The 12,011-nt window shown below is 59.1% G+C and carries 17 protein-coding genes; 13 read left to right on the top strand and 4 right to left on the bottom strand.

Features of this window, described 5'->3' with window-relative positions:
• Positions 1-54: 54 nt before the first annotated feature.
• The 7 genes from KGA89_RS00645 to recX all read left to right on the top strand — a co-directional run bounded on the left by KGA89_RS00645 (position 55) and on the right by recX (position 4,701).
• A complete protein-coding gene (locus KGA89_RS00645) occupies positions 55-966 on the top strand; it encodes a phage tail protein (protein ID WP_223470205.1) in 912 nt (303 codons plus the stop codon).
• Between the two features lie 13 nt (positions 967-979).
• Entirely contained in the window at positions 980-1,411 is a 432-nt protein-coding gene (locus KGA89_RS00640; RefSeq protein ID WP_223470203.1) for a phage tail assembly chaperone, read from the top strand.
• Between the two features lie 24 nt (positions 1,412-1,435).
• Positions 1,436-1,999 carry a glycoside hydrolase family 19 protein gene (locus KGA89_RS00635; RefSeq protein WP_223470201.1) on the top strand — a complete coding sequence of 188 codons (564 nt, stop codon included), beginning with the start codon at positions 1,436-1,438 and terminating at the stop codon, positions 1,997-1,999.
• Positions 1,981-2,517 carry a lysis system i-spanin subunit Rz gene (locus tag KGA89_RS00630; protein ID WP_223470200.1) on the top strand — a complete coding sequence of 179 codons (537 nt, stop codon included), beginning with the start codon at positions 1,981-1,983 and terminating at the stop codon, positions 2,515-2,517. The genes KGA89_RS00635 and KGA89_RS00630 overlap by 19 nt, the downstream gene beginning before the upstream one ends.
• A gap of 71 nt (positions 2,518-2,588) precedes the next feature.
• Complete coding sequence (locus KGA89_RS00625; protein ID WP_003198349.1) at positions 2,589-3,089, top strand: CinA family protein; 501 nt, start codon at positions 2,589-2,591, stop codon at positions 3,087-3,089.
• An 83-nt stretch (positions 3,090-3,172) separates the two neighbouring features.
• Complete coding sequence (gene recA, locus KGA89_RS00620; protein ID WP_003198351.1) at positions 3,173-4,225, top strand: recombinase RecA; 1,053 nt, start codon at positions 3,173-3,175, stop codon at positions 4,223-4,225.
• Positions 4,226-4,233: 8 nt separating this feature from the next.
• Positions 4,234-4,701, top strand: coding sequence for a recombination regulator RecX (gene recX, locus KGA89_RS00615; protein WP_003198353.1), 468 nt, complete (start codon positions 4,234-4,236; stop codon positions 4,699-4,701).
• A 45-nt stretch (positions 4,702-4,746) separates the two neighbouring features.
• On the opposite strand, the gene KGA89_RS00610 is transcribed toward recX, so the two are convergent.
• Complete coding sequence (locus KGA89_RS00610; protein ID WP_003198355.1) at positions 4,747-5,865, bottom strand: TIGR00730 family Rossman fold protein; 1,119 nt, start codon at positions 5,863-5,865, stop codon at positions 4,747-4,749.
• 255 nt (positions 5,866-6,120) lie between these two features.
• Here KGA89_RS00610 and KGA89_RS30480 point away from each other — a divergent pair, with 255 nt between their 5' ends.
• Both KGA89_RS30480 and KGA89_RS00605 read left to right on the top strand, forming a co-directional pair.
• Complete coding sequence (locus KGA89_RS30480; RefSeq protein WP_263292966.1) at positions 6,121-6,246, top strand: hypothetical protein; 126 nt, start codon at positions 6,121-6,123, stop codon at positions 6,244-6,246.
• 85 nt (positions 6,247-6,331) lie between these two features.
• Complete coding sequence (locus tag KGA89_RS00605) at positions 6,332-6,526, top strand: hypothetical protein (protein WP_003198357.1); 195 nt, start codon at positions 6,332-6,334, stop codon at positions 6,524-6,526.
• On the opposite strand, the gene KGA89_RS00600 is transcribed toward KGA89_RS00605, so the two are convergent.
• Positions 6,527-6,949 carry a quorum-sensing-regulated virulence factor family protein gene (locus KGA89_RS00600; RefSeq protein WP_003198359.1) on the bottom strand — a complete coding sequence of 141 codons (423 nt, stop codon included), beginning with the start codon at positions 6,947-6,949 and terminating at the stop codon, positions 6,527-6,529.
• Between the two features lie 184 nt (positions 6,950-7,133).
• Here KGA89_RS00600 and KGA89_RS00595 point away from each other — a divergent pair, with 184 nt between their 5' ends.
• The 3 genes from KGA89_RS00595 (at position 7,134) to KGA89_RS00585 (ending at position 9,182) form a co-directional block, all read left to right on the top strand.
• Positions 7,134-7,880, top strand: coding sequence for a tRNA-uridine aminocarboxypropyltransferase (locus KGA89_RS00595; RefSeq protein WP_003198361.1), 747 nt, complete (start codon positions 7,134-7,136; stop codon positions 7,878-7,880).
• Positions 7,881-8,093: 213 nt separating this feature from the next.
• On the top strand, positions 8,094-8,747 hold the full coding sequence (gene erdR / locus KGA89_RS00590; protein WP_223470199.1) for a response regulator transcription factor ErdR: 654 nt from the start codon (positions 8,094-8,096) through the stop codon (positions 8,745-8,747).
• A 72-nt stretch (positions 8,748-8,819) separates the two neighbouring features.
• The gene (locus tag KGA89_RS00585; RefSeq protein WP_003184792.1) at positions 8,820-9,182 is read left to right on the top strand and encodes a diacylglycerol kinase; all 363 of its coding nucleotides are present in this window, start codon (positions 8,820-8,822) and stop codon (positions 9,180-9,182) included.
• 4 nt (positions 9,183-9,186) lie between these two features.
• On the opposite strand, the gene KGA89_RS00580 is transcribed toward KGA89_RS00585, so the two are convergent.
• Positions 9,187-10,113: a LysR family transcriptional regulator gene (locus KGA89_RS00580; protein WP_063322709.1), complete on the bottom strand. Its 927-nt coding sequence runs from the start codon at positions 10,111-10,113 to the stop codon at positions 9,187-9,189.
• A 121-nt stretch (positions 10,114-10,234) separates the two neighbouring features.
• On the opposite strand from KGA89_RS00580, the gene fpr reads away from it, so the two are divergent.
• On the top strand, positions 10,235-11,014 hold the full coding sequence (gene fpr / locus KGA89_RS00575) for a ferredoxin-NADP reductase (protein ID WP_003198368.1): 780 nt from the start codon (positions 10,235-10,237) through the stop codon (positions 11,012-11,014).
• 209 nt (positions 11,015-11,223) lie between these two features.
• On the opposite strand, the gene tsaA is transcribed toward fpr, so the two are convergent.
• Positions 11,224-11,922 (bottom strand): tRNA (N6-threonylcarbamoyladenosine(37)-N6)-methyltransferase TrmO, encoded by a 699-nt coding sequence (tsaA, locus tag KGA89_RS00570; RefSeq protein WP_223470198.1) that lies wholly within the window; start codon positions 11,920-11,922, stop codon positions 11,224-11,226.
• Positions 11,923-12,011 lie beyond the last annotated feature (89 nt).

Below are 12,011 nucleotides of genomic sequence, written 5' to 3'. Positions count from 1 at the left end.
GGTGAGGCTTTATATCGCCTTCATTTTGATCGCTGGTCAATCAGGAGCGAAAAATTGGATTATCCAAAAAGTGTGCCCAGCGCAGGTCTGTCGAACGGCAGGTTCGTGGATGAGGATCCCTTGGCGGGTACGCCGGGTTCCTTGATTCCCGCTAGTTGGGGCAATGGTGTGACACAGGAATTGCTCAATGTCATTCAAGCAGCGGGGATAGTGCCGTCTGAAGCCCTCTATAACCAATTGCTCACAGCCTTGCGTGGCAGCGGATTGTTTCTTACCGCGCCGCTATTCGATAACAGCAGGGCCGTCGCAACGACTGAATACGTACTCCGCAGCGGGATGCAGTATGGCGGATTCGATGTTTACAACACCGGGACGACATTGACCCTATCGGATGTTGGCGGAGTTGTCAGTTTCGCCAGCAATACACCGGTTGCCGCGAGGCTGCCGGCTACAGCCGAAATCATACATGCCGCTACAGTAACAATTGTCAATGCGGGATCGGGCATCGTTACAGTTTCGACGGCATCCGCTGTTGATGTGCTATGCGCATCGAATGGTGCGCAGGGAACAATCACTATCGGTCTGGGCGAAACGGCGGAGTTCATCAAGCTCAATAACCAATGGCGTCTTATTGGCGGTACGGTGGCGTTGAAATATTCGGCTATGTCCACTTCGTCATTGCAGCCCAATGGCTGGAAGCGGACGCCCGATACAACGAGCCCGACCGGATATGTTATCGAGCAGTGGGGTGTTTCTTCCAGCGGGGCGGATGCCAACGGCGTTATCGTAACGTTCCCAATGTCCTTCCCTAACGCCGTTAGAAACATCGTAGTGACCGATGGAGGCCCTACCTGTGCGTCTTTTGGAGTCTCCACAGGCTCGCTGAGCCAGTTCAGACTTTATGGGCGGGACTACAATGGCGCCTATTCAAATTGGACGGGACTATGGCGAGCGATAGGTTATTGAAGGGGAGGTGAATATGTTGATTTATTACGCTCAATCCACGGGTGGGTTCTACAACTCTATCGATCACTCTGGCAGTCTTCCTGAAGACGCGATCAAGATCACCGATGAAGAATATCGAACCTTATTTGCCGCTCCCTTCCTGAACAAACGTATCGAGTCGGACGCCAAAGGTCGTCCGGTGCTCCTGGAGCTGTCCGTTAATGAGCTCACGGTACGAATGACCAATGAAAAGAATTGGCGTGATGCATCGCTCTCAGCAACCGACCGCCTCATAGCGAGAGATCGCGACGAAATGGACGACGGCGGCGGTACGACGCTGGATCAAACACAGTACACACAGCTCCAGGCTTATCGCCGGGCTCTGAGGGATTGGCCGCAGGATGAGCACTTTCCAGCCACTGAATATCGTCCGGTTGCGCCGTCCTGGCTGGCCGGACACCTTTGATCATGCACTTGCGATGACCTGAATATGGACCTTACGCAACAGCAACTCATCAACATCATGCCCAACGCCCGTGTCCAAGCGGGCGTTTTTATTTCCGCGCTGAACACCGCCATGTCGCGCCATCGTATCGACACACCCAAACGCATGGCCGCGTTCCTGGCCCAGGTCGGTCATGAGTCGGGACAATTGCGTTATGTACGCGAGCTGGGCGGTGAGCAATACCTGAGCAAATACGATACCGGAACCCTGGCCGTTCGCCTGGGCAACTCGCCCCAGGCTGACGGCGACGGGCAGAAGTATCGCGGCCGAGGACTGATCCAGATTACCGGCCATGACAATTACCTTCGCTGCAGTCAGGGGCTGTTCGGTGATGCACGTTTGCTGGCCTTGCCTGAGCTTCTTGAGCAGCCGCAATGGGCCACCGAGTCCGCTGCCTGGTTCTGGGAGCAGAACGGCTTGAACGAACTGGCCGACCGCGATCAGTTCAACACCATCACCCGCCGTATCAACGGCGGTTTGAACGGCTTGGAGGAGCGGCTGCAACTCTGGGCCCGGGCGAGGGCGGTGCTATGCCAACCTTCGACCTGATGCCTTTTTCGTCTCGCGCCCTGGGCATTGTGGTGTTGCTCGCGCTGCTAGCCGGCGGTTCGGCGATGCTCGCGTGGCAGTTCCAGGACTGGCGTTACGGACAGCAGTTGGCCCGACTCGCACAGTCCCAGGCCGAGACGCTTAATCAAATCACCCAAGCGGCCGCGACGCAGCAAAAGGCCGAGCAAGACAAACGCCTGGCCCTGGAACAACAACTCTCCACCAGCGAACAAACCCATTACCGAGCCTTGAACGATGCCCAACGTGACCAGGATCGCCTGCGCGATCGCCTTGCTACTGCCGATGTACGGCTGTCAGTCCTCCTCGACGCCGACGATGTTGCCACCGGTTGTGCAGTGCCTGCCGCCTCCCGCGCCAGCGGCCTGGATCATGGCGCCCCACGCGCCCGACTTGACCCGGCGCATGCTCAACGAATTATCGCCATCACCGATGCCGGTGATCGCGGACTGATTGCCTTGCAGACCTGTCAGGCCTATATCAGAGCGCTGGGTCGGTAATCCCTCGAGCCTTGCAAGCTTCGAATGCTCGTGTACGGTAGGCCTCAATTGCGTGGAATCAGGAGAGCACCATGGACGACATTACCGAACTGGCCGCTGAATTGGGCAGGCACCTGCAGTTGCTCAATGCCCACGTCACCACGGCCGAATCCTGCACGGGCGGCGGGATTGCCGAGGCAATTACCCGGATTCCCGGGAGTTCGGCCTGGTTCGAGGCCGGTTATGTCACCTATTCCAATCGCCAGAAGACCCAGCAGCTGGATGTGCCGGCCGAATTGTTCGGGAAGGTGGGGGCGGTCAGCCGCGAGGTGGTCGAGGCCATGGTGCGAGGCGCCCAGCATAAAAGCCTGGCGCGTTTTGCCGTGGCGGTCAGCGGTGTAGCAGGGCCGGATGGAGGTTCACCGAATAAACCGGTGGGCACCGTATGGCTGGCCTGGGGCGTTGGCGAGACGGTGATCAGCGAACAGCGCTTCTTTGCAGGCAACCGCGACGAGGTCCGCCGACAAACGGTGAAGGCCGCGCTAGAGGGGCTGCTGCAACATGCCGCTGTAGAAATCTCAAATCAGGGGTAGGCGATCCTCAATCGCTGTGGAATAATACTGGCTACTTATACAGGTGTTGGCCGTCAGGCCTTATTGATTACGTGAGGACTTTAATGGACGACAACAAGAAGAAAGCCTTGGCTGCGGCCTTGGGTCAGATCGAACGTCAATTCGGCAAGGGTGCCGTAATGCGTATGGGCGATCAGGACCGTCAGGCTATTCCTTCCATCTCCACCGGCTCCCTGGGCCTGGACATTGCGCTTGGCATCGGCGGCCTGCCAAAAGGCCGAATCGTTGAAATCTACGGTCCTGAGTCTTCCGGTAAAACCACACTGACCCTGTCCGTGATCGCCCAGGCCCAAAAAGCCGGTGCGACCTGCGCCTTCGTCGATGCTGAACACGCCCTGGACCCGGAATACGCCGGCAAACTGGGGGTCAACGTCGACGACCTGCTGGTTTCCCAGCCGGACACCGGCGAACAGGCCCTGGAAATCACCGACATGCTGGTGCGTTCCAACGCGGTTGACGTGATCATCGTCGACTCCGTGGCGGCACTGGTTCCGAAGGCTGAAATCGAAGGTGAAATGGGCGACATGCACGTCGGCCTCCAGGCTCGCCTGATGTCCCAGGCCCTGCGCAAGATCACCGGTAACATCAAGAATGCCAACTGCCTGGTGATCTTCATCAACCAGATCCGTATGAAGATTGGCGTGATGTTCGGCAGCCCGGAAACCACCACCGGTGGTAACGCGTTGAAGTTCTACGCCTCGGTTCGCCTCGACATCCGCCGTACTGGCGCGGTGAAAGAAGGTGATGAGGTTGTCGGCAGCGAAACCCGCGTCAAGGTCGTGAAGAACAAGGTGGCTTCGCCGTTCCGTCAGGCCGAGTTCCAGATTCTTTACGGCAAGGGCATCTACCTCAATGGCGAGATGATCGACCTGGGCGTATTGCACGGTTTCGTCGAGAAGTCGGGCGCCTGGTATGCCTACAACGGTACCAAGATCGGTCAGGGCAAGGCCAACTCGGCCAAGTTCCTGGCGGATAACCCGGAAGTCGCCGCCGCCCTTGAGAAGCAACTGCGTGACAAGCTGTTGAGCCCGGTGGCAGACGTCAAGTCCGTGGCCAATCGCGAGACCGCTGACGACCTGGCTGACGCTGACATCTGATCGATTCGATGACCGTCGTACTCGATACCCTCGTCGCGGTGCGGCGAACAGCAATGGACCTGCTCGCCAGGCGCGAGCACGGTCGAGTCGAGCTGACGCGTAAGCTGCGTCAGCGCGGCGCTCCCGATGAGTTGATCGACACAGCCCTCGACCGTTTGACCGAAGAGGGCTTGCTGTCGGAGTCCCGTTACCTGGAAAGCTTTGTCTCCTATCGCGCTCGCTCCGGTTATGGTCCTTTGCGAATTCGTGAGGAACTGGGCCAGCGTGGTTTGCAACGCCCGGATATCGAACTTGCCTTGCGCGAAAGCGGTATCGATTGGCAGGAGCAACTGACGGACACCTGGCGCCGCAAGTTCTCAGGACATTTACCCATCGATGCACGGGAACGAGCCAAACAAGGGCGTTTCCTGGCGTATCGAGGCTACTCCATGGAAATGATCAACCGCTTGTTCAGCGGTCGCGGTATGGATGACTAAACAAAAACGGCCTGCTATTTCGATAGCAGGCCGTTTTTTATGGGCTCAGGTTACCTTGATCGGCTCCCATGTGAGGGGATGGGGTTTTTGGGCGGGCTGGGCCCAGTTTTCCGGCAGGTTGATGTAATCCACCAGCTCCCTCAAGCGACCGTGATCCCGAGCGTTGAAGGCAAACGCCAGTCGCGTCAGATGACTGAACTGGGCTTCGTCGTGCTCTTCACCGCTGTAGTCATGTTGATGAAAACAGTCATTCAGGCACAAATCGGCGAACTCTCTCTGCATCTGTTGCAGCGCTTGTTCATTTAGCTTGTGATTCATGCGGATCACGAACTGATGCTTGAGCCAGCGACTGGAGTGGAAGTTGCGGTAGAACCGGTTGATCTCTTCCACGGCCTCTTCGGCGTTGTATACCAGGCGCATCAGCTTCATGTCGGTGGGCAGGATGTAGCGGTTTTCCTCCAATTGCTCGCGGATAAAGTTCAGGGCTCCTTGCCAGAACTTGCCGCCCGGGACATCCAGCAGGACCACCGGCACCAGCGGGCTCTTGCCTGTCTGTACCAGCGTCAGGACTTCCAGCGCTTCATCAAGCGTGCCGAAACCGCCGGGGCAGAGCACCAGTGCGTCGGCCTCTTTGACGAAAAACAGTTTACGGGTGAAGAAGAAGTGGAACGGCAGCAGGTTCGGCGTGCCTTCAACGGTCGGATTTGCGTGTTGCTCGAAAGGCAGGGTGATATTGAATCCCAGGCTGTGGTCACGCCCTGCGCCTTCATGGGCGGCGGCCATGATGCCACCGCCGGCGCCGGTGATGACCATCATGTCCGAGCGGGCCAGTGCAGCCCCCAGCTCTCGGGCCAGGCCATACAGTGGATGTTCGATAGGCGTTCGGGCCGAGCCGAAGACCGTGACCTTGCGCCGGCCCTTGAACTGCTCGAGGGTACGGAAGGCGTGTTCCAGTTCCCTCAGGGCTTGTAGCGTGATCTTGGCATTCCAACGGTTGTGATCTTCCTGGGCCATGCGCAGCACAGTCAGGATCATGTCTCGGTAAATGGGGAGGTTGGGGCTGTTGGGGGAGACCAGGTTGAGTTGTTCTTCGACCTTGCGGGTGAGGTCGTGGCCGTGGTTCTCAAAATGACGACTGAGCAGGTCATTCGGTTTGTAAGGCATTCAGCTTCTCCTTCTTAACAGGACCCCGGCCCGGACGAGAGATTCATCGAGGCCACGACACTCCGTGTGTCGTTGTCAGCCCAGGCATCGGCCTGGAGGGTGACCTGGCTTGACGCGGTCTGCAGCAAGGCGACCAAGCCATCCAGCGGGTTCTGCTTTTCCCTTTGATAAAAACAATCACGCGCCAAGGTGTTGGCCGGGCAGCCTCTTTCTGCCCGATGAAAATACTATGGATACTTTTGAATCTAGACCGTCATGCCGATCTTTGCTGCCCTGATCATGGCGCTCAAAAGTGACCGTTGGCAACCGCTGATACATGCCCTGGACTATCGCACCGCTCGTCAGATCGCCGGCCGGGTGCGTGCCGCTCTGATTTACTGATAACAAGCGTGCCAATGCAATTTGACGCCCAGGGTTGGGTGCCACGTGATGGATTGAAGCGGATCGGGGCAGGGAGGCGGGAGAAATGACCAGGGTCACTCTGGAGCTCGACAGGCAGTTGTACTTGATGCTGTTGGAATCGGCACAGGCCAATCGGGTGAGTCTTGAGGAAGAATGCTGTCGTCGGCTGGGAGGGCGAGCATGGCGCTCGCGTTACTTGCAGGCGCTGGTGGCGGAGTTGCGCGCCGACGATGAGCAGCGGCGCGCAAGCTCAGGTTGATTACTTCTTCGTCTTGGCCGGTTTCGGGCAATCCGATTCCTGGAAGCGCTCGGTCGCGACTGGGCGGTTGGTCTTAACCTCGGTGAACTCGTAGCGCATGGTTGCGCCCTTGGCCATCAACTTGCGGAAACCTGGATTGGTGCACACCGTAGAGCCCAACTGGAAATACACAGCCTTGGGGTCTGCGCGCATTTTCTGGGCGTGACTGCTTTGCACGCTGAGGTGGTTGATCAGCTCGGTGCCTTCGACGGTATAACCCTGGTCGAGAATGTCTTCGTTGATCGCCCGCGGCGTACCGACGCTACTTTCCTTGGCGACGTTCTGCAGCATCTTGTTCAGTTCGAGTTCTTTCAGCGAAGCAGCCTGAGCGCTGAAGGACGTCGCCAGCAGAACGGCAACGGTAGGGACGATAAGGCGCAGCATGAAACTCTCCTGGTTCAGTGACTGGTGGTTCGACCGATCACATGACTGTGCGTTCAGTGGCGGGGAATTATAGGGGAGCCCGGGCGGACGGTACAGGCTCGTGCGCTCTGGTAGACTGCCGGCCTTTATTGCCCTGCCGAGTGTTGTTCGTGTCGAGTTTTCCTGCCTGCCGGCGTTGCCCATGATGAATCACGCCCCTAACGCCGTAGCCCGCTTGCGCGACCAGCGCATCGATGAAGGGATCAGGCCGATCCAGGCCCGTGGCTGGCGCGCGCCCCGTTGCAGCGCCTGCCGAGTGATCGAGAGCCATTGCCTGTGCGCCTGGCGTCCGAGTGTCGAGACCCGCTCCGGGGTCTGCCTGATCATGACCAACAAGGAAGTGTTCAAGCCGAGCAACACCGGTTGGCTGATTGCCGATGTGGTGCGCGACAATCACGCGTTCATCTGGTCGCGCACCGACGTCGACGAGCAACTGCTGGCGCTGCTGAACGATCCGCAATGGCAACCGTACCTGGTGTTTCCGGGCGAATACGTCGAGCCATCGCGAGTTACCCACACGGTTGACCTCGATCATTCCAAGCGCCCGCTGTTCATTCTGCTGGATGCGACCTGGACCGAGGCGCGGAAGATTTTTCGTAAAAGCCCGTATTTCGACCGACTGCCGATCCTGAGCCTGCTGCCCGACAGACTGTCGCGTTACCGTCTGCGCCGTTCGACCCGCAGCGAGCACCTGTGCACCGCCGAAGTGGCGGCATTGTGTCTGGAGCTGGCGGGGGACAGCGATGCCGCTTCGGCCCTGGACGCCTATTTCGATGTGTTCAGCCAGCATTACCTGGGCGCCAAGGGCCAGCAGGAGGTGAACGTGTCGACCCCGGCCCACGCCGAGTTGCAACCCTTTATCCGTACCCCGCAAGCAGTATTGGCCCAATAGTGGCCCATACTGGACACTGTGGCGGCCGTGCTGCTTGACCACCCCGGCTTCGCTGGGCATGCTTGGCGCCGACCAGGGCGCCGCCAATGTTTGAAACGCCGTGTTTGGCGTTGAATGTGCCCCTGTGGATGCCGCTGAACGGCGGTGTCTTGAGTTGTCTTGGCGAGGTGCGAATGCTTCGGGCCTGCCATTAAAAACAGGATCATTTGAAAAATGGCCACATACGAAATCCTGATTGCCGATGACCACCCGCTCTTTCGCAGCGCGTTGCATCAGGCTGTGACCCTGGGCCTCGGCCCGGCTGTCCGGTTGACGGAGGTGGCCAGTATCGCGGAACTGGAGGTCCAGTTGACGGCGAAGGCCGATTGGGACCTGGTGCTGCTGGACCTGAACATGCCCGGCGCTTATGGCTTTTCAGGGCTGGTGCTGTTACGGGGCCAATACCCGCAGATCCCCGTGGTCATGGTCTCGGCCCAGGAAGAAGCTTCGGTGATGGTCAAGGCCCGCGAGTTCGGCGCCAGTGGATTCATACCCAAGTCCAGTTCCCTTGAGATGATTCAGAAGGCCGTGAAGGCCGTCCTGGACGGCGATGTCTGCTGGCCGCCCCAGGCGTTCGAAGCGGTGAGCGTGTCCGAGGAAGCCAAGGCCGCCAGCGAAGGGCTGGCCAGCCTCACGCCGCAGCAGTTCCGGGTGTTGACCATGGTCTGCGAAGGCTTGCTGAACAAGCAGATTGCCTACGAACTGAACGTGTCGGAGGCCACCATCAAGGCTCACGTCACGGCGATTTTTCGTAAACTGAACGTGCGTACCCGGACCCAGGCGGCCTTGCTGTTGCAACAACTTGAGTCAATTTCGCCGCAGGTTTAGTGTTCCGGTTCACGCTTTTTTGACCGGGTTTGCATTAGCTTCTCCACTCCTTTTCGATCAGTTGCCCACTCTATGTCACCTTTTAAAGGCCAGACCGGCCTGAAACGCATCCTCAACGCCTCCGGCTATTCCTTGGACGGGCTGCGTGCAGCTTTTGTCGGCGAAGCGGCTTTCCGTCAGTTGGTGCTGCTCAACGTCGTGCTGATTCCGTTGTCATTCTTCCTGAACGTCAGTCGCGTCGAGCAGGCACTGCTGATTGCCGTGTGCCTGTTGGCATTGATCGTGGAATTGCTCAACTCGGCGGTGGAGGCGGCTATCGACCGCATCTCCCTGGAGCTGCACCCATTGTCAAAAAACGCCAAGGACATGGGCAGCGCCGCCCAGTTCGTCGCCCTGACGATGATCGCGTTGGTGTGGGGCGTGGTGCTGTTGTAACGGCTCAGGCAATGGTCGGCAGCACGATTTCGTCGCTGCGCTGGGCCCCGGCGGTGAAAGCCCGGCACAGTTCGAGGAATTCGCGCATGGCTGAGGTCTGGTACTTCTGTTTATGCCAGATGAAATAAAACTGCCGCGCCAGGTCCATGTCCGGGGTTTCCACTGCGACGAGGCTGCCGCGGCGGAAAGCGTCGCGCAGGGCCAGGCGTGAGATGCAGCCAATGCCCAAGCCGGATTCCACGGCGCGCTTGATCGCTTCGGTGTGTTCCAGCTCCAGGCGGATATTCAGCGCGCTGCGGTGGTGGCGCATGGCCTGGTCGAAGGTCAGGCGCGTGCCGGAACCCTGTTCCCGCAGGATCCACGCCTCATGGGTCAGCTCCTCCATGGTCGCCTGGCCGCGCTTGGCCAGCGGGTGTTGAGGGGCGCAGAACACCACCAGTTCGTCCTCGACCCAGCTCTGTACCTCGATGTCCGGATGGCTGCAGTCACCTTCGATTAGACCCAGATCAATTTCATAGTGGGCAACCTGGTGCACGATATTGGCAGTGTTCTGCACGTGCAGCTTCACCTGGCTTTCTGGATGGCGCTGCATGAAACCGCCGATCAACAAGGTCGCCAGGTAATTGCCGATGGTCAGGGTGGCACCGACCGCCAGTGAGCCGAAACCGGACTTGCCATTGAGCAGGTCTTCGATTTCCTTGGCCTGGTCCAGCAGCGCCACTGCCTGGGGCAGCAGTTGTTTGCCCAGGGCGTTGAGGCTCAGGCGCTTGCCGGCACGGTCGAACAATTGGCAGCTCGATTGCCGCTCCAGTTCGGTGATGGAGGTGCTGGCCGCCGACTGCGACAGATTGAGTTGGCCCGCAGCGCGAGACACGCTTTCCTGCTGGGCGACGGCGACAAAGACTTGAAGTTGACGGAGAGTAAATCGCATATCGATATAACCGATAACCCTTATCTTAATAATCCATTTAACAGATATTGTCGCCGCCATTAGAATGCGATGCAATTGCGCAGATTATCGGCGCAGGCATTATTCCCAGGAGTCCCCGTACATGAGCAACATGAACCACGAGCGTGTCCTCAGTGTTCATCACTGGAACGACACTCTGTTCAGCTTCAAGTGCACCCGCGATCCGGGCCTGCGCTTCGAGAACGGTCAGTTCGTGATGATCGGCCTGCAACAGCCCAATGGCCGCCCGCTTATGCGCGCTTACTCGATTGCCAGCCCGAACTGGGAAGAGCATCTCGAATTCTTCAGCATCAAGGTGCCTGATGGTCCGCTGACTTCCCAGCTGCAACACCTGAAGGAAGGCGACGAGATCATCATCAGCAAGAAACCCACCGGCACCCTCGTGCTGGACGATCTCAAGCCTGGCAAGCATTTGTACCTGCTCAGCACCGGTACTGGCCTGGCGCCGTTCATGAGCGTCATCCAGGATCCGGAAACCTATGAGCGTTTCGAAAAAGTGATCCTGTGCCACGGCGTGCGTTACGTCAATGAAGTCGCTTACCGCGAGTTCATCACCGAACACTTGCCGCAGAACGAGTTCTTCGGCGAAGCGCTGCGTGAAAAGCTGATCTACTACCCCACCGTGACGCGCGAGCCGTTCGAGAACGAAGGCCGCCTGACCGACCTGATGCGCAGCGGCAAGCTGTTCCGCGACATCGGCCTGCCACCGATCAACCCGCAGGACGACCGCGCCATGTTGTGCGGCAGCCCGAGCATGCTCGACGAGACCAGCGAGGTGCTCAACAGCTTCGGCCTGACCGTTTCGCCACGTATGCGCGAGCCGGGTGATTACCTGATCGAGCGGGCGTTTGTAGAGAAGTAAGCCTCGGTTTATGCGGTGGCTGACCGAAAGCTATCGCGAGCAGGCTCGCTCCCACAATGGAGCATGTGTGACCACACACTCTTGTAGTCACTGCAGATCAAATGTGGGAGCGAGCCTGCTCGCGATGGTAGCGACTCGGTCCAAATGACAGACCAAAAAAAGCCCGCGCCGCCTGATAAAGGCCGCGCGGGCTTTTTCGTTTCTGGTGTCTACGGTTTCGCCGGAATCACTTCCAACACCCGAATCAACCCCGCCTGCGGGTAATGCCAACGAACGTCCAGGTCCCAGAACTGCGCGCCATATTCCCGTTCGGCGGTAGGAACCTGGTACGCCGGGCGCGGGTCCTGGGCCAGGCATTGTTCAATCAGTTCCACCAGGGGCTCTCCCAGGCGCATGGCGTGCTCGCGGGCTTGAAGCAGGGCAGTGTCCGCCCATTGCACCGGAATCAATTCAGGCGCTGCGCTGGCGATGCTGTTGGAAGCCGAGCCGATGATGTCGGCGTAGGGCACGTAGGGCTTGATGTCCAGCACCGGTGTGCCGTCCAGCAAGTCGATACCCGAGATCCACAGCCGCCCGGCTTCGATCCGCTCCAGCTTAACTACCGACTGGCCGATGCCGTTGGGGCGGTGGGTGGCGCGGGTGGCGAACACGCCCATGGACTTGTTGCCGCCCAGGCGCGGCGGGCGCACTTTCAACCGCGGCTTGTCTTCCAGCGCCTGGTGGAACAGGAACAGCAGCCAGACATGGCTGACCTGCTCCAACCCCTGCACTGCCTCGCCCTGATCAAACGGCGCCACCAGCTCCAGCACACCACGTGCGGCCGGCGCCAACTGCGGTTGGCGGGGGATGGCGAACTTCTCCTTGAAGCAGGAGCGGACGAAGCCGATGGGAGAGACGCTGTAAGTCATGGGTTGGGATCGATGCGGTAGTCGGGAAGATAGTAGATCGATCGTTCCCACGCTCTGCGTGGGAACGCCTCTAGTGACGCTCCGCGTTA

This window comes from Pseudomonas sp. A-RE-22, assembly GCF_019956035.1.
GTDB classification, from domain to species: Bacteria; Pseudomonadota; Gammaproteobacteria; order Pseudomonadales; family Pseudomonadaceae; genus Aquipseudomonas; species Aquipseudomonas brassicacearum.
This window is presented reverse-complemented; position numbering and strand designations above follow the sequence as displayed.